This is a genomic window from Escherichia sp. MOD1-EC6300 (genome assembly GCF_002965045.1).
In the GTDB taxonomy this organism is placed as follows: Bacteria; Pseudomonadota; Gammaproteobacteria; order Enterobacterales; family Enterobacteriaceae; genus Escherichia; species Escherichia coli_F.
The window spans coordinates 198,339-215,586 of sequence record NZ_PTRH01000008.1; the positions used below are offsets into that span (position 1 = coordinate 198,339).

At 50.6% G+C, this 17,248-nt stretch carries 19 protein-coding genes; 4 read left to right on the top strand and 15 right to left on the bottom strand.

What is annotated here, in order from left to right; genetic code table 11:
* Positions 1–9 precede the first annotated feature (9 nt).
* The 4 genes from ulaD to ulaA are packed head-to-tail and all read right to left on the bottom strand — an operon-like array spanning position 10 to position 2,866.
* Positions 10–660: a 3-keto-L-gulonate-6-phosphate decarboxylase UlaD gene (gene ulaD, locus BGE37_RS14385; protein WP_000056740.1), complete on the bottom strand. Its 651-nt coding sequence runs from the start codon at positions 658–660 to the stop codon at positions 10–12.
* A 13-nt stretch (positions 661–673) separates the two neighbouring features.
* On the bottom strand, positions 674–1,138 hold the full coding sequence (gene ulaC / locus BGE37_RS14390; protein ID WP_000776505.1) for a PTS ascorbate transporter subunit IIA: 465 nt from the start codon (positions 1,136–1,138) through the stop codon (positions 674–676).
* 9 nt (positions 1,139–1,147) lie between these two features.
* Positions 1,148–1,453: a PTS ascorbate transporter subunit IIB gene (gene ulaB / locus BGE37_RS14395; RefSeq protein WP_000218362.1), complete on the bottom strand. Its 306-nt coding sequence runs from the start codon at positions 1,451–1,453 to the stop codon at positions 1,148–1,150.
* A gap of 15 nt (positions 1,454–1,468) precedes the next feature.
* Complete coding sequence (gene ulaA / locus BGE37_RS14400; RefSeq protein ID WP_105288141.1) at positions 1,469–2,866, bottom strand: PTS ascorbate transporter subunit IIC; 1,398 nt, start codon at positions 2,864–2,866, stop codon at positions 1,469–1,471.
* A gap of 354 nt (positions 2,867–3,220) precedes the next feature.
* Between ulaA and ulaG the strand changes: the two genes are divergently transcribed.
* Together ulaG and ulaR are read left to right on the top strand one after the other, a co-directional pair.
* The gene (ulaG, locus tag BGE37_RS14405; protein ID WP_001353507.1) at positions 3,221–4,285 is read left to right on the top strand and encodes an L-ascorbate 6-phosphate lactonase; all 1,065 of its coding nucleotides are present in this window, start codon (positions 3,221–3,223) and stop codon (positions 4,283–4,285) included.
* Between the two features lie 107 nt (positions 4,286–4,392).
* On the top strand, positions 4,393–5,148 hold the full coding sequence (gene ulaR, locus BGE37_RS14410) for an HTH-type transcriptional regulator UlaR (protein WP_000133631.1): 756 nt from the start codon (positions 4,393–4,395) through the stop codon (positions 5,146–5,148).
* On the opposite strand, the gene yjfP is transcribed toward ulaR, so the two are convergent.
* Positions 5,145–5,894: an esterase gene (gene yjfP, locus BGE37_RS14415; protein WP_105288142.1), complete on the bottom strand. Its 750-nt coding sequence runs from the start codon at positions 5,892–5,894 to the stop codon at positions 5,145–5,147. The genes ulaR and yjfP overlap by 4 nt on opposite strands.
* Positions 5,895–6,075: 181 nt before the next feature.
* Here yjfP and bsmA point away from each other — a divergent pair, with 181 nt between their 5' ends.
* Positions 6,076–6,405 carry a biofilm peroxide resistance protein BsmA gene (bsmA, locus tag BGE37_RS14420; RefSeq protein WP_000254636.1) on the top strand — a complete coding sequence of 110 codons (330 nt, stop codon included), beginning with the start codon at positions 6,076–6,078 and terminating at the stop codon, positions 6,403–6,405.
* 148 nt (positions 6,406–6,553) lie between these two features.
* The gene (gene yjfN / locus BGE37_RS14425; protein WP_024166233.1) at positions 6,554–6,829 is read left to right on the top strand and encodes a DUF1471 family protease activator YjfN; all 276 of its coding nucleotides are present in this window, start codon (positions 6,554–6,556) and stop codon (positions 6,827–6,829) included.
* Positions 6,830–6,978: 149 nt separating this feature from the next.
* On the opposite strand, the gene BGE37_RS14430 is transcribed toward yjfN, so the two are convergent.
* The 10 genes from BGE37_RS14430 to rnr form a co-directional block, all read right to left on the bottom strand.
* Complete coding sequence (locus tag BGE37_RS14430) at positions 6,979–8,604, bottom strand: isovaleryl-CoA dehydrogenase (protein ID WP_032304364.1); 1,626 nt, start codon at positions 8,602–8,604, stop codon at positions 6,979–6,981.
* An 83-nt stretch (positions 8,605–8,687) separates the two neighbouring features.
* Positions 8,688–9,851, bottom strand: coding sequence for a glutathionylspermidine synthase family protein (locus tag BGE37_RS14435; RefSeq protein WP_032185750.1), 1,164 nt, complete (start codon positions 9,849–9,851; stop codon positions 8,688–8,690).
* A 2-nt stretch (positions 9,852–9,853) separates the two neighbouring features.
* Positions 9,854–10,492: a DUF1190 domain-containing protein gene (locus BGE37_RS14440; protein ID WP_000101673.1), complete on the bottom strand. Its 639-nt coding sequence runs from the start codon at positions 10,490–10,492 to the stop codon at positions 9,854–9,856.
* Positions 10,493–10,501: 9 nt separating this feature from the next.
* Positions 10,502–10,900 carry a DUF350 domain-containing protein gene (locus tag BGE37_RS14445; protein WP_000547753.1) on the bottom strand — a complete coding sequence of 133 codons (399 nt, stop codon included), beginning with the start codon at positions 10,898–10,900 and terminating at the stop codon, positions 10,502–10,504.
* 17 nt (positions 10,901–10,917) lie between these two features.
* Positions 10,918–11,577: a YjfK family protein gene (locus BGE37_RS14450; RefSeq protein ID WP_032185748.1), complete on the bottom strand. Its 660-nt coding sequence runs from the start codon at positions 11,575–11,577 to the stop codon at positions 10,918–10,920.
* The gene (locus BGE37_RS14455; RefSeq protein WP_000466338.1) at positions 11,574–12,644 is read right to left on the bottom strand and encodes a potassium channel family protein; all 1,071 of its coding nucleotides are present in this window, start codon (positions 12,642–12,644) and stop codon (positions 11,574–11,576) included. Before BGE37_RS14455 ends, BGE37_RS14450 begins: the two co-directional genes overlap by 4 nt.
* Positions 12,644–13,342: a PspA/IM30 family protein gene (locus BGE37_RS14460; protein ID WP_105288143.1), complete on the bottom strand. Its 699-nt coding sequence runs from the start codon at positions 13,340–13,342 to the stop codon at positions 12,644–12,646. Before BGE37_RS14460 ends, BGE37_RS14455 begins: the two co-directional genes overlap by 1 nt.
* Positions 13,343–13,360: 18 nt before the next feature.
* Complete coding sequence (locus BGE37_RS14465) at positions 13,361–13,762, bottom strand: YjfI family protein (protein ID WP_105288144.1); 402 nt, start codon at positions 13,760–13,762, stop codon at positions 13,361–13,363.
* 126 nt (positions 13,763–13,888) lie between these two features.
* A complete protein-coding gene (gene rlmB, locus BGE37_RS14475; protein WP_001293285.1) occupies positions 13,889–14,620 on the bottom strand; it encodes a 23S rRNA (guanosine(2251)-2'-O)-methyltransferase RlmB in 732 nt (243 codons plus the stop codon).
* 180 nt (positions 14,621–14,800) lie between these two features.
* The gene (rnr, locus tag BGE37_RS14485) at positions 14,801–17,242 is read right to left on the bottom strand and encodes a ribonuclease R (RefSeq protein WP_105288145.1); all 2,442 of its coding nucleotides are present in this window, start codon (positions 17,240–17,242) and stop codon (positions 14,801–14,803) included.
* Between the last annotated feature and the right edge of the window lie 6 nt (positions 17,243–17,248).

Genomic DNA, 17,248 nt, shown 5'->3' on the forward strand with positions numbered 1-17,248 from the left:
ATCCGCTCCTTAGCCCCACAGTTCGGCGATGGAACGTTTGAACTGACGCGCGGCTTCAACCGGAGAGGCGGCATCACGGATACTACGCCCAGCGATAAACACATGAATCGGAATGCCTTTGAACAGCGGCAGGTCTTCCAGCGCCAGGCCACCGGTGACGGTGACTTTGAAGCCCATATCGGAAAGACGTTTGATCGCGGTGATATCCGCTTCGCCCCACGCCACGCCTGCGGCCTGCGCGTCACGGCTGCGGTGATAAACCACCTGCTGGATACCTGCGTCGCGCCACTGCTGCGCCTGTTCCCAGGTCCAGTAACCGGTCAGTTCGATCTGCACGTCGCCATTAAACTCTTTTGCCACGTCCAGCGCGCCTTTGGCGGTGTTGATATCTGCACAACAAATCACGGTCACCCAGTCAGCGTTGGCTTCGAAGCACATACGAGAAAGGATTTTGCCCGCATCGGCGATTTTGGCGTCTGCCAGCACGATTTTGTGCGGATAAAGCGCTTTCAGATCGCGAACCGCACGCACACCTTCGCCCACGCACAGAATGGTGCCCACTTCGATAATGTCGACTTCTTCGGCAATCAGGCGAGTGGTTTCGTAGGCGCTAGCCATAGTCTGGTTGTCCAGCGCGACTTGCAACATCGGTAATGACATTTTCAATTCCTTCTTAAGCAGCCGCGTTGGTGCGGTCAATGAGATCCAGGACTTCCTGCTCGGTACGGCAGGCGCGTAAACGGTCGAAATTCTCTTCATCTTCAAACAGGTTGACGATCTGCATGATGCCCACTTCCTGATGCGTGTTGGCATCGACCGCCGCCATCGTGATGAGGATATCCACCGGGTCGTTATCTTCGTGGTTGAACTCCAGCGGCTTTTTCAGCGTCACCAGTGCAAAACCGGTTTTCTTAACGCCCTCTTCCGGGCGACCATGCGGCATTGCCAGGCCCGGTGCGAGCACAAAGTACGGGCCGTGTTGTTCAACCGCATCCAGAATCGCCTGGTAGTAACGCGGCTCTACCACATCTGCCGCCACCAGCAGGTCAACGCCGATTTTCACTGCGTCCTGCCATGTCTCAGCTTCAGCCTGCAGACGGATAGATTTATTCTCCGCCAGCGAATCACGTAATTTCATAGCGCGCCCTTACTTCACGTCCTGCGGGAAATGTTCTTTGATCACTTCCAGCAGTTTCGGGCCAAAGTCAGCAGGAGAGAGCATGTTGCGCACGCCAACGACATATTTGTTGCCGGTCACGGTGATTTCGCCCGCGATGTGCGTAGAAGCGATGATGATATCCGCGCCGCTCAACTCGCTTTTGTATTCACCAACCGCGCAGCTGTTTACCGTGTGGTCGATGTTCGACTGGGTTAAAAACTGGTCCACTTTCATTTTCATGATCATGGAACTGCCTTGTCCGTTACCACACACAGCCAGAATACGTACGGTCATAATCAAAACTCCTTATTAAGCAGACTGTTCTGCCAGTTGTTTTTCTGCATCTTCTTCTGCGCGCAGCGCGCGGCCAGCGAAGAACATATAAGCCAGTGCAATGACAATGATGACGACCATAAAGGCGATGCCGATGGAGAAGAAGCCCTGCATCATCGGCGGTGCCAGAATCGACCAGTCCGCCATGCCCATCCAGGCGCTCATACCGGTGAGTTTCACCGCCCAGACGCAACCAAAGATTTCAATCATCCCCATCACCAGACAAATCTTCAGCGCCGCGCGCCAGCCACCGAAGTGGTTAGCAAACACGCCGATGGTGGCATTAGAGAAGAACATCGGGATAAAGCCAGGGATAATCAGAATGGAAGAGCCGCTGGCGACCAGGATGCCAACTGCAATCAGTTGACCGATGGTGCCCCACATAAAGCCCCAGACCACAGCGTTCGGCGCGAAGCTATAGATGGCCGCACAGTCAATCGCCAGAACCGCACCGGGGATCAGGCGCTGGGAGATACCGTTAAACGCTTCAGAGAGTTCCGCCACAAACATGCGCACGCCCTGAGTGATGATGAAGATCGCCACCGCAAAGGAGAAACCGGTTTGCAGGATGTACACCGTCCAGTTCACTTTACCTGCCATCGCCTGCACGGTGTCGATACCGAAGGAGAGCAGAATGGCACCAAAGAAGATGGTCATGACAATCGCCGTGGAGACGATGTTGTCGTGGAAAATGTTCAGCCAGCCTGGCAGTTTGAGGTCTTCAACGCTTTCCTCTTTTTTGCCGAGGAACGGCGCAACTTTATAAGCAATCCATGATGCAAACTGCTGCTGGTGACCGATGGAGAAACCACAGCCGTCCGTCACTTCCTGAGTCGGCTTATACATCATGTTGGAGGTAATACCCCAGTAGAGCGAAACCAGAATCGCGGTGCAGATAATGGTCGTCCACATGGAGTAACCGAAGATAAACAGCGTAACGGCAATCAACCCGGCCTGCTGAAACATGATGTGACCCGTCAGCATGATGGTGCGAATACCGGTAATGCGACGTAGCAGCACGTAACAGATGTTCAGCGCCAGTGCCAGCAACACCGCGTAGCCCACCCAGCTATAGGCATCGCCCATACGTTCGATGGTAGCCATCATGGAAGCGTAAGTATCGGAAATCGCACCATTGATGCCATAAACCTCCGACATTTTCGCCACCACCGGTTTGAAGGTGCTGGTCAGGATGCCGGACCCGGCCTGCAACAACATGAAACCAATAATGGTTTTAATCGTACCTTTGATAATCACGCTGACACTTTTGCGCAGCAGGATGTAGCCCAGACAGGTCACAATACCCAGCAGTAACGGGGCATTAGTCATGACCTGGTTAAAAAACACGGTAAAGATGTTGTAGAGGATCTCCATAACGATCTCCTGAAGAAGAGGTAACCGGGTATTCCGCACACCCGGAATGTTGTGCACTCACTCTAATTTTCAAAAGTAATCACAACAAGATTATTTATGATTAAATGTGACGCGACACGCAAATAATTCCACATAGAAAGCGTGGAATTCACACAATGCAAAACTTATTAATTAAAATTCATGTAGTTAATTAAATATCACAATCCTTTTCATCTTTAATGCCTTAAAATCAACAACTACTCATCAGGCAAAAAGTCAAAAAATGGTCATTGCCTTCCTGAAAAAATAGTGTCAGGATTAATCAAAACCAATCAAATATTGATTCAAATTGAACTATCATGAAGGTAAATGGCGATGAGTAAAGTGAAAAGTATCACCCGTGAATCCTGGATCCTGAGCACTTTCCCGGAGTGGGGTAGCTGGTTGAATGAAGAAATTGAACAAGAACAGGTAGCTCCTGGCACATTCGCGATGTGGTGGCTAGGCTGCACCGGGATCTGGCTGAAATCTGAAGGAGGCACCAACGTTTGCGTCGATTTCTGGTGTGGTACTGGCAAACAAAGTCACGGTAACCCACTAATGAAACAGGGTCACCAGATGCAGCGCATGGCTGGCGTGAAAAAACTGCAACCGAACCTGCGTACCACCCCATTTGTTCTTGATCCGTTTGCGATTCGCCAGATCGACGCGGTACTGGCAACTCACGATCACAACGATCATATCGACGTCAACGTCGCTGCTGCCGTGATGCAGAACTGCGCTGATGACGTGCCATTTATCGGGCCGAAAACCTGCGTGGATTTGTGGATTGGCTGGGGTGTGCCGAAAGAACGTTGCATCGTGGTCAAACCGGGCGATGTCGTTAAAGTGAAAGACATTGAAATTCATGCCCTTGACGCGTTTGACCGTACTGCACTGATCACTTTGCCTGCCGATCAAAAAGCGGCTGGCGTACTGCCAGACGGCATGGACGATCGCGCGGTAAACTACCTGTTCAAAACGCCGGGCGGTACCCTGTATCACAGTGGCGATTCCCACTACTCTAACTACTATGCGAAGCACGGTAACGAGCATCAGATCGACGTGGCATTAGGTTCATACGGTGAAAACCCTCGTGGTATCACCGACAAAATGACCAGTGCTGATATCTTGCGTATGGCAGAAGCGCTGAATACAAAAGTGGTTATCCCGTTCCACCATGATATCTGGTCAAACTTCCAGGCCGATCCGCAAGAGATCCGCGTACTGTGGGAGATGAAAAAAGATCGCCTGAAGTATGGCTTCAAGCCGTTTATCTGGCAGGTCGGTGGCAAATTTACCTGGCCGCTGGATAAAGACAACTTCGAGTACCACTATCCACGTGGTTTTGACGATTGCTTCACCATTGAACCGGATCTGCCGTTCAAGTCGTTCCTGTAATCTGTCGTTTATACCGGATGGCGTGGAGAAGTTCGCGCTATCCGGCGTAGTATTTCCTGGCTATTTCAAATATCATCTAAAAAAATCAAATTTTATCGGAATAGCTCATGACTGAAGCACAAAGACATCAAATTCTCCTGGAAATGCTCGCACAATTGGGCTTTGTGACCGTTGAGAAAGTCGTTGAGCGTCTGGGAATTTCGCCTGCTACCGCTCGACGCGATATCAATAAACTTGACGAAAGCGGCAAACTGAAAAAAGTGCGCAATGGCGCAGAAGCCATCACCCAGCAGCGCCCACGCTGGACGCCGATGAATCTGCATCAGGCGCAGAACCATGATGAAAAAGTACGTATCGCTAAAGCAGCCTCGCAGCTGGTGAATCCCGGCGAAAGCGTCGTCATCAACTGCGGTTCCACCGCGTTTCTGCTTGGGCGGGAAATGTGTGGCAAGCCAGTGCAAATCATTACTAATTATCTACCGCTGGCGAATTACCTGATCGATCAGGAGCATGACAGCGTGATTATCATGGGCGGCCAATACAACAAAAGCCAGTCCATCACCTTAAGTCCACAGGGCAGCGAAAACAGTCTCTATGCCGGGCACTGGATGTTTACCAGTGGCAAAGGACTGACCGCAGAAGGGTTGTATAAAACCGATATGCTGACGGCAATGGCAGAGCAGAAGATGTTGAGCGTGGTAGGGAAACTGGTGGTACTGGTTGATAGCAGTAAGATCGGCGAACGTGCGGGGATGCTCTTTAGTCGTGCAGATCAAATCGATATGCTGATCACCGGCAAAAATGCTAACCCGGAAATCCTGCAACAACTGGAAGCGCAAGGGGTCAGCATTCTGCGTGTTTAAAGATGCTGCTGGAAAAATGTCACGGCAGCATCTAATGCCTCAGGCGTAATGCGGTGACGCACGCCTGGCTGCCATGAACAGGTTAGCAGTTTATCCCGTCCCGTCTCGCTTAAGGCCTGCTGCAAACGTAGTGATTCGTCGGCAGGCACGACGTCATCGTCAAGGCCATGCCACAGCAGTAGAGGTCTGTCACCAAGTTGTTCCAGGTGGTTTGTCGCTTCCCACTCTGCCAGCGGCGCGACAATGTTATTGAATTCATTCTGCTGTGCTGCCGTTTCAGGTATCAGCGGTGGAAACAGTGAACGGGCGAGCGATGTAAAATAGCCCGATCCCATCATGCTGGCGGTACATTTCACCGTGGGGTGGCGAGCGGTAATTCCCAGTGCCGTCATCGCGCCCATCGACGCGCCACCGACTGCCAGACGGTCAGCAAGCAGCCAGTTTTCTTCGGCTATTGCCGCACGTAAGGTAGTGAATTCCTGCATACTTTGTAGCAAAATTTGCCAAAATTGATATAACCGCCGCGCTGCGTCGCCCCTAAAACGGCTACCGTGATCGGGCGCATCCGGCATGATCACCCGCAAACCAGCCTGCGCCAGCGCAACGGCAAAATAGCTATACACCAGACTGGACGAAGTAAAGCCGTGATAAAAAATCACGCACGGTAACGGGGTATCTTTTTGCCCGACAGGATAAGCATGAAGAACGGGAATATCTGCCAGCACGCGCGAGTCTATTTCAATCATCTGTCTCTCCTTTTTGTCTGGTATGACATGAAGAAATCCTTAGCACAAGTTTCTGCTGGCGGTATTAGTTCATAATGTTGAGATGTGGGTTACGCTTTCATCACGTTTTCATTCGAAAATCGCGTACCAGGTAACAATTCGGGAACATTCCCCCAAAGTTAAATTAATAAGGCACTACACTATGGTTAGCAGGAAACGTAATAGCGTTATTTACCGGTTTGCCAGTTTATTATTGGTGTTGATGTTAAGTGCCTGTAGCGCACTGCAAGGTACGCCACAGCCAGCACCGCCAGTAACGGACCATCCGCAAGAGATTCGCCGCGACCAGACGCAAGGGTTACAGCGAATAGGTAGCGTAAGCACGATGGTTCGGGGTTCTCCGGATGACGCATTAGCAGAAATCAGAGCGAAAGCTGTCGCTGCAAAAGCTGATTATTACGTTGTCGTCATGGTGGACGAAACCATCGTGACAGGACAGTGGTATTCACAAGCCATTTTGTACCGTAAATAAATCAGACAACTTATACAGCCAGCTTTACATTGCTTTGCGTCCCTATGCGTTTACCTGTGCACAATAAATTACCAGCTGGAAGCTCGGGCGTTTATTACCGCGATGGAATGCCCTGCAACATGTGGGGAAACGAAAAATGGAGCTGACGATGAAACAATTACTTGCCTCACCCTCGCTGCAATTAGTGACTTATCCTGCGAGCACCACGGCACAGTCTGCAGAATTCGCCAGTGCTGACTGCGTGACGGGCCTGAATGAAATAGGTCAGATCTCGGTTAGCAATATTTCAGGGGATCCGCAGGACGTGGAACGTATCGTGGCGTTAAAGGCCGATGAACAAGGTGCATCATGGTACCGCATTATTACCATGTACGAAGACCAGCAGCCTGATAACTGGCGCGTACAGGCGATCCTGTATGCGTGAGTGTCATCTACAGCAAATGAACAATGCCGGATGCGGCACCTGTGCCTTATCCGGCCAACAGTTCCTGAAATTTCATTGTGTTAGTTGATAACACGTAATGCTGCTGTTGCCATTATAAGACGCGCTAGCATCACATCTGGCTGACTCGTTTATAAACATACTCCCCCCGTCGCCCGCAGCAATAAATCATTCTGGATCTGCTCTGACAACCGCACGCCGCCGCGCGTATCAAACATCATCTGACACCACGCCTGCGCCATTGGCGGAGAGGCATATTTCAACATTTGCGCGCCGCAACCCAGCAGGAATAGCTGACGAGTAATCTCTCGCCCCATTTCTTCAGCTGGCTTACGCAGTTGCTGCTGCAAACGACGAACCGCGCGATCAAAATAGCGATCCTGCCCTTTCACTTCCATAAACGCTTCCGACAGTAAGTCGTATACACCCGCCTGCTTATTAAGAACGCGCAATACATCCAGGCACATAATATTGCCAGAACCTTCCCAGATGCTGTTCACCGGCATTTCCCTGTAAAGCCGCGGCAGCTCGCTCTCCTCGCAATAACCAATACCGCCCAGCACCTCCATCGCTTCGGCCACAAACGGCATACCACGTTTGCAGATAACAAATTTCGCCGCAGGCGTAAATAAACGCGCCCACAAGGCTTCTTTGGCATCGGCACGCCGATCCCACGCTCGCGCAAGACGAAACAGCAACGCCGTTTGCCCTTCAAGCTGGAGAGCCATGCGGCTTAAGACATGACGCATCAGAGGCTGTTGGATCAATGGATTACCAAAAACATGGCGTTGATGTGCATGATAAATCGCCAGTGAGAATGCACGGCGCATCATGGCATGGCTGCCCAGAGCACAATCAAAACGTGTCATCCCACCCATTTTCAGGATCAGGTGAATTCCTTCTCCTTCCTGCCCCAATAACCAGCCTATGGCATCCTGAAACTCCACCTCGCCGCTGGCGTTAGAGCGATTGCCCAGCTTATCTTTCAGCCGCTCCAAGCGAATCGCGTTGCGTTGCCCGTCAGGCAAAAAGCGCGGCACAAAAAAGCAGGACAAACCGCCAGTGGTCTGCGCCAGTACCAGATGCGCATCGCTTTGCGGCACCGAGAAAAACCATTTATGCCCCACCAGCCGATAAGAGCCATCGTCCAGACGCTCTGCGCGGGTAGTGTTGCTCATCACATCGGAACCGCCCTGCTTTTCCGTCATGCCCATGCCAATCAACAAACCACGTTTTTGCCCACCTGGCAATAAGTGGGAATCGTAGCGATCGCTCAACAGCGGCGTGGTCCAGTCCTGAAACGGTGCGGGTAACATCTGTAATAACAATGGCGTGGCGGCAAAGGTCATCGTTATCGGGCATAACGACCCAGCCTCAACCTGTGCGTGCAACATAAACCGCGCCGCCCGCGCCACAAATGCGCCAGAACGCGCATCTTCTTCCCAGGCCAGATTATGTACCCGATTGGTACATAACGCCTGCATCAGCAGGTGCCATGCAGGATGGAAACGGACATCGTCCAGACGCCGCCCCTGGGCATCGTAGCGCAATAGTTCAGGTGGGTTTACATTTGCCAGTCGCCCCAGTTCAAGGGATTCAGCCGTTCCGAGTTGCTGACCAATACTGGCGAGAAAATCGCTATCCCAGCCAGCGCCTTCGCGCGTTACCGCTTCGCAGAGCGCGCCATCAGACAAGTATAAATTGCTGTTATTTAAGGGTATAGGTTGATTAAAAACAGTGTGAGTTTGCCAGTGCACTGTGTCTCCCTCCATCAATGGCAGTTACCATTAGTATGGTCACTGCCACGGATTCCTGACAGAAAGAGATTGCTAAAACATTCTTAGCCAGCAATATAATGCGGAACGAAACGTGAGGTGTCTTTGGTGATCAGCGTGTTATCTTCACGGATCCCCATTCCGCACGCTTCATCATCAACAATCCAGCTACCAATGAGTGTGTAGCTATCGCCAAATCGTGGCAGAGGTTGAAATGCCTGGTAGATCATCGGTTCATCGGCATAATCACCCTCAGCGTGGTCAACGACGTTATTCTGACCATCGAAAATGGTGACGTTACCGCCCTCGCGTGAGTAGATCGGTTTACGCACATAGCTTTCGCCAGCGGCAATCTGCGGTTTTTCGCCATCAAACCAGGATGCAAGTAGGTTAGGATGACCAGGAAAGAAGCGCCAAAGCAGCGGCATTAACCCTTTGTTGCTCAAGATACTTTTCCATAACGGCTCCACCCATTGCTCGCGGCGCTTGCGCAGCAGCGGACCGTTATCGTCACGCATCATCCATTCCAGCGGATACAGCTTAAATGCACGCTGGATGACATTATCATCAAGATCGGTCAGTACACCGCCGACGCCTAAACCGAGATCTTCAATGTAGATAAACCGTGACTCCTGCCCAGCCTGCTGAGCGCAGTCCTGCAAGTACAGCACAGTACTCCTGTCTTCGTCGGTATCCTGACAACAGCAGAAATAAAACGGTTCCCGACTGTAAAGCTCGCTAAAACGCGAAATCAGGCGTTCCTGAATGGCATTGTACTGATCGGCATCACGCGGAATACTGCCGCTACGCCGCGCATCTTCCAGCCACAGCCACTGGAAATAAGCCGACTCATACAATGAGGTCGGCGTATCGGCGTTGTACTCCAGCAGCTTCACCGGCGCATTACCACACCAGGCAAAATCCATCCGACCATACAGCGAAGGATCGCGTGCGCGCCAGCTTTCAGCGATCACATCCCAGTACAGCGGGGGGATCGCCAGTTGCGTCAGGATCTCTTCGTCTTGAACCGCACGATCCACCACCTCAAGGCACATCTGATGCAGTTCCGCAGTTGGTTTTTCGATCTGCTCTTCTATCTGCCGCAGAGTAAAGCGGTAAGCCCGACTCTCATCCCAATAAATTTCATTATCGATGATATGAAAGTCGAAACCGTTGTCGGCGGCGATCTGGTCCAGATCCCGTCGTACAGGAACGTTGTGTCTCAGCATGATTAGCCTCCCCAATGCCCACGGGCGCTGGAAGAACGACCATAGCCGCCGCGAGAAACAGTTGACGCTTTTCTGGTGGTAAAGCCGCCCGAGGAGTAAGACTCTTTTTTGCCAGAACCGGAGCGCCAGGAGTAATCACCGGAAGTATTGCGCCAGACGGGGCGGGAAGCAAATGAGGATCCACCGCTGTTATAAACGAACGGCTCATCGCGATCTTTACGAATAACCCGGCTTAATAAAAATCCAGAAATGACCGGGATCCAACTCTGTTCAACATTGTCGTAGTAGCAATTTTCGTACTTAGACTGACAATTCTGCTGAGTCATATTCTTCGGAACATCGGCATAAAATGCCGCTTTGGCATTGTTCCAGCCATGAGCACAGATATCTGAATTATTACCGTCATCAATACAATCCTGCACTGTCGAGTAAAACGTTCCGTCACCGTCGTTATCGACATCACCACTATCGCCACAACCTTTCAATACAAAAAAAGCTGCACCGCCCATTAGCGCCAACGTTAAGTATTTTTGTGCGTAGCGATTGCGTCGCGGCTCAAAAGGATTATTAGGTCTTCCAATGCGACTGATCGCTCCGTGACCAATTTTACTGTTATTTCTTGATTTGCGTTTTCTGGCCATGATCGTCCATTACCATGTCATACAAGCTGCGTTAAAAATACCGCCAGCCAGCGCGGCGGTTCCCATAAACATTCCTGCTGCGGTATTGTGATTAATAATTTTTTCGCTTAATGCTGGCATATAAAGTCTGACGCCAGCAAAAACGAGTAACTGAATCACCAGTGCGATCCCACCCCAGGCAAAATAATCCGGAATACTCACCGCATTGATTGCAGCACTAGATAATGGGATCACGTAACCCAACAATGTACCACTGAACGCTAGTGCCGCCGCGGTATTATTGTTTTTAATTAACTGCCATTCGTTGTGTGGTGTAATTTTGGAGTAGATAAACAGAAAAATAATCACCATAGCCACGCCAATAAAAAAATAGGCGCTAAAGGCAAGAAGTGAATCCAGTATATGCATCGTAAACGTCCTTGTAATTAACCAATAATATGAAGTGATGTCAGTGGGATATCAACACCCAGTGCGCGCGAAAATAACCACTCCGGCTCGCCGAGATCGTTAAAAGATTCCTCACCATTTAACAGCAAATATTCACAGGTATCTTCGGTCACCTGCCGTTCATAGCCCATGGTAAAATTATGCACTTCCCATTTGGCGTGGTTTTGATTTTCAACTTTTTCCAGCATATAGACGGGTTCGATATTCCCCGGTTCTTCGCTGTTAAAAAATCGCTGCCAGCGTTTTTCCTGCCAGTTTAAAGTCATTGCCCCCATCGCTTTGGCGTTGATCGCTTCGCGCCAGTGGCTCTCTTTGCTGATACCGTAGCTCTCTTCATAGACAAAGAGCTTGATATCATCAATGTCATCAATATCTTCGCCGCTGGTGGTATTGATTTGCAGAAATTCATCGCCCGAAGTGTAGTAGCGGAAAATCTGACTACCGCCGCCCAGATCGATGTGGCTGACAGCGGCTACCGTAAATTCTTCACCAGGCAGCGCAATCAGCAATTCATCTTCCAGCAAACGAAACGCTAACGTGTCGAGCGTAAAGCCGCTATTGAGATGAAGTCCCAGTGGGCCACGTGCGATTGCAGGTTTATCATCCTTACCAAACAGACGCTTGAAAAAACTTGTCATATGCTTCCCTCAATGTCCTGCCATGCCACTTCTTCAGCCAAAATACGGTTATTGCCAATAAGATGCAGCCACATACCGCCTTTAACTTCCGTTGCAATGACTGGATTCAGTTCCATTCCCCTACCATTTTTACAACTGCTTATTCCCAGGACGGTGGCATCATGATGAAGTTTCATATAATGCATCAATGCGCCATAACGCATTGAGGTAACCCGTTCAGGAATCGGTAAAACAAACCCCGTATCCCCCAGCATTGGATTCATAATCGATGCCACTGATTGAGATGAACCGGGATCTTGTATTGAACGGGAAAGTTGTTCTGCTGAAATATTTCGCACTATTTCAATACGTTGACAATGAACCTCTAATAAACGAGCGTAGCGTTCATCTTCCAGATAAGCGACGATATGGCATCTTTCAGGAATAAAATCCGCCAGGGATAGTGCGGTCGTGAACGTCTGCTCATCTGTTTGCGAAAAGATGATGACACTTTGGCAATTTGCCAGTCCCATGCGGGTATGTTCATGCGGATCATTAAAATTACTAATACGAATGAAATCGACCCAATTATTTCCAGGCATCGGATGTTGAATATCATCCCGCTCACACAAAAGTACCCGGCCAAATGCTCTTCGGGAATCAAACAACAATAATGAAATCATCTTTTCAGTCTGATGCCCGCGCCATCCAATGACCAGCATATGGTTGCGCAAATTGCTGTAGTCGCCCATTCCCGTCATTCCTTTCGCCAATATGTCTTGCACTAATGCAATGACTTTTCCCATTAAAGCGCCAAATAAACCAACACTCACAGGAATCTGCCAGAGCGCTGTGAACAGACGTCCCCCCACCGTTTGGGGTGTGATATCACCAAACCCCAGCGTTGATCCCACAACCGAGCAGTAATAAATAAAATTACTCAGTTGACCTACCAACGCCTCTTCATGCAACGCAGTTAACACCAGATAACAAAACAGATACTGTCCTGTAAATAATCCAGTCAATGCCGGCCAGGTAAGCCTGGAAAGGTGACGTCGGCAGGTTTTAATGATCCAGGAGAAGAACATTACTCGCCCTGTTGGCGTTGCAGTCTTGCTAATACATCCTGGGCGCTACTTTTGTTGCTACCGCCAATTCCGGCTTCCGCCAGTTTTTCATCAAGATCGCGACCATCTGCCACTTTTTCCAGCTGTGCGGCAGCATCCAGGCGAGCTTGACGTTCGGCCTGACGCGTTTGCAGACGCTTTAAGGATTCTGCCGCTGTCGAAACGCTGGAAGATGCGCCAACAGTAGAGATCGTTACGGCCTGTTGTGCACGCTGCATGGCTTCAGTAGCTTTAACGACTTCCATTTGTTGCTCAAATTGAGCGATACGCTGTGCTGTCGCTGTAACCGCTTTTTCCACACCATCGCGAGAGACTTCCAGATTCGACAACACTTGCTCTTCAGCGGAAATGAGATTCTCAAGACGGGCGATTTCTTCAGCAACTTCGTTAATCAACGACGGATTAACATTCTTGCTTAACGCTTCCAGCGCGCGAGCTTCCAGACTGGCTTTACGCTCACGTAAATCTTTCAGTTTATCGTTGCTCAATTTCACTCTTGCCAGTAGATCGACACGTGATTTACCGGCCTTATCCAGTTCTGCTTTGGCATCGCGTATATGCTGTTCAAGCATTCTAACGCCCTGTGCTTCTTCAATGGATTCTTCCGCTTGCGAGATCACCGATTTACCCAGCGTAAATAAAGTTTTTAAAATTCCCATAAATACCTGTCCTTGTAATTAGTGTGAATATTCTTCTGTAATTTCAGCAAGATCCAAAGCGTTATCTACCAGCGTGGTTATTTCCAGCAGGATATCTTCAAGAGAAGATTTAAGCGATAACGCCCCGAAAACAATGTAATACTCTTCCTGTTGCACGCTGGAGATCCCTACCGATGACAACGGCATCATCTTCTGATTTCTTAATAAGAAGGTATTAAATTCATCTGGATTGCTGATACTACTTACCGGACAAATAAAGGTTTCGATAATCATTTGGCGGGAAGTAAATAGAATATTGATTTGCAAATCGCCATAATCATTCATTTTAATAATTAATGCGTTCTCGCCATTTGTTACATCAATATTTTGTTCAGATACAGTTTGCAGCGCCGTCGCCAGCGCCAACGGATTCCATGTCATATATTATTCCATATAAATTAAGTTTAAATATTAATAAAATGAATATTTGTAGCACGTAATTATCTTACCAGCTCCAGACAAAAAAAAACCATCCAAATCTGGATGGCTTTTCATAATTCCGAGAAATTAGCTGCGCTGACGCACCGCTTCAAATAAGCAAATGCCGGTCGCTACCGAAACGTTCAGGGAAGAAACGCTTCCTGCCATGGGGATGCTGATCAACTCATCGCAATGTTCACGAGTCAGGCGACGCATGCCTTCACCTTCTGCGCCCATAACCAGTGCCAGCCGTCCGGTCATTTTGCTCTGATAGAGCGTATGATCCGCCTCTCCTGCCGTACCGACGATCCAAATATTCTCTTCCTGCAACATACGCATGGTGCGCGCAAGGTTAGTCACCCGAATCAGCGGAACGCTTTCTGCCGCGCCGCAGGCTACTTTTTTCGCCGTGGCGTTGAGCTGTGCGGAGCGATCTTTCGGCACAATCACCGCATGAACGCCAGCGGCGTCCGCGCTGCGCAGGCACGCGCCGAGGTTGTGCGGATCGGTCACACCGTCGAGGATCAGCAGGAACGGTTGATCGAGCGAAGCGAGCAGATCCGGCAGATCGTTTTCCTGATACTGACGTCCTGGCTTCACACGGGCGATAATGCCCTGATGCACGGCACCGTCGCTTTTCTCGTCGAGATATTGGCGGTTTGCCAGCTGGATAACCACGCCCTGGGACTCAAGGGCGTGAATCAGCGGCAACAGACGTTTATCTTCACGGCCTTTTAAAATAAAGACTTCCTGAAAACGTTCAGGGGCGCGCTCCAGCAGGGCCTGCACTGCGTGGATGCCGTAAATCATTTCGCTCATTAATGTACTCGTTGTTTACGTTTTGCCTGATGCGCTACGCTTATCAGGCCTACATGATCCCTGCAATGTATTGAATTTGCGTGATTATGTAGGCCGGATAAGGCGTTCACGCCGCATCCGGCATGAACAAAGCGCATTTTGTCAGCAATCTGACCCTCTTCTGTTTGAAGAGGGTAATGATCACTCTGCCACTTTTTTCTTCGCCGCACGCTTCGCTTTGGTCGCTGCGGCTATTTTCTGCGTTTTCGCCGATGGCTTTTTCGATTTTCTCGCGTCTTTCTTCGCCGCTTTCGGCTTCGTTTTTTTCTCGCCGCGGAAGGCGCTGTCTGGCTCAAAGTTTACCTTTTTACCGACCTGGCGACGCTTGCCGCCTTTTTTGCCTGCATCGCCTTTTTTCGCTTTCTCGCGCGCGGTTTTACCGACGTTGCGCGGTGCGCGTTCGCTGGAGATCAGGCTAAAGTCGATTTTGCGCTCGTCCATATTAACCGCTTCGACGCGAACTTCCACGCGATCGCCCAAGCGATAAGTCTGGCCGCTGGATTCACCCATCAGGCGTTGTCCCACCTGGTCAAAGCGATAGTAGTCATTGTCCAGCGAAGAGACGTGGACCAGACCATCGATGAACAAGTCATCCAGGCGAACAAAGAAGCCAAAGCCAGTGACACTGGAAATCACGCCTTTAAAGACGTTACCTACCTGGTCGAGCATGAAGTCACACTTCAGCCAGTCAGCCACATCGCGCGTTGCTTCGTCGGCACGACGTTCCGCCATCGAACAGTGCTGACCCAGTTGCAGCATCTCTTCCATCGAATAATGGTAGCCGCCGGTTTCAGTGGTATTCCCCTGATGCCCCTGCTCTTTCGCCAGCAGATACTTAATGGCGCGGTGGAGCGTCAGGTCAGGATAACGACGAATCGGCGAAGTAAAGTGCGCATAGGACTGCAATGCCAGACCGAAGTGACCACGGTTTTCCGGATCGTAAATCGCTTGTTTCATCGAGCGCAACAGCATGGTTTGCAGCATTTCTGCGTCAGGACGGTCAGCAACCGATTCCAGCAGCTCCGCGTAGTCACGCGGTTCCGGCTTGTTACCACCCGGCAATTCCAGCCCCAGCTCCGCCAGCACTGAACGGAAAGAGGTTATTGCTTCAGTGCTCGGCTTGTCGTGAATACGGAACAGTGCCGGTTCTTTGGCCTTCTCAACGAAACGCGCCGCCGAGATATTCGCCAGAATCATGCACTCTTCAATTAACTTGTGTGCGTCGTTACGCTGGGTCTGTTCGATACGCTCAATACGGCGTTCAGCGTTGAAAATGAACTTCGCTTCTTCGCTCTCAAACGAGATCCCGCCGCGTTCTTCACGGGCTTTATCCAGCACTTTATAGAGGTTATGCAGCTCTTCGAGATGCTTAACCAGCGGGGAGTACTGCTCGCGCAGATCCTGATCGCCCTGCAGAATATGCCAGACTTTGGTGTAGGTCAGACGCGCGTGAGAGCTCATCACCGCTTCGTAGAATTTGTAGCCCGTCAGGCGGCCTTTCGACGAAATGGTCATCTCGCAAACCATACACAAGCGGTCTACCTGCGGGTTGAGCGAGCACAGGCCGTTAGAGAGCACTTCCGGCAGCATCGGGATAACCTGCGAAGGGAAGTACACCGACGTACCACGGTTACGCGCTTCTCTGTCCAGCGGTGTTGGCGGACGCACATAGTAGCTGACATCGGCAATTGCGACCCACAAACGCCAGCCGCCGCCGCGTTTTTTCTCGCAGTAAACTGCATCGTCAAAGTCACGGGCGTCTTCGCCATCAATGGTGACCAGCGGTAAATCGCGCAGATCGACACGGCCAGCTTTCGCCTCTTCCGGTACTTCTTCTTTCAGCCCGGCAACCTGTTGCTCAACAGCCTGCGGCCAGATGTACGGAATTTCATGGGTACGCAGGGCGATATCAACCGCCATGCCGGTGCCCATATTATCGCCCAGCACTTCGACGATTTTACCCACCGCTTTGGTACGGCGAGTCGGGCGTTGGGTCAGTTCAACCACCACCACAAAGCCCATCCGCGCGCCCATGATCTGATCGGGCGGGATTAAGATATCGAAGCTCAAACGACTATCGTCAGGAACCACAAAGCCAACACCCGCTTCGGTAAAGTAGCGACCAACAATCTGGCTGGTTTTTGGTACCAGTACGCGGACAATACGCGCTTCACGGCGGCCTTTACGGTCAGCGCCCAGCGGCTGTGCCAGCACCTGATCGCCATGAATGCATGTTTTCATCTGCTCGCTGGAGAGATACAAATCATCTTTACGTCCTTCAACCCGCAGAAAGCCGTAGCCATCACGATGGCCAATAACGGTACCTTTCACCAGGTCGAGGCGTTCCGGCAGCGCATAGCACTGACGGCGAGTGAAGACCAGTTGACCATCGCGCTCCATCGCGCGCAGGCGGCGACGCAGGCCTTCAAGCTGCTCTTCGCCTTCAATGTGCAGTTCTACCGCCAACTCATCACGGCTGGCCGGTTTTTCACGTTTGGTTAAATGTTCGAGGATAAATTCCCGACTAGGGATGGGATTCGCGTATTTTTCAGCTTCGCGTTCCTGGAAAGGATCTTGTGACATCTCGGT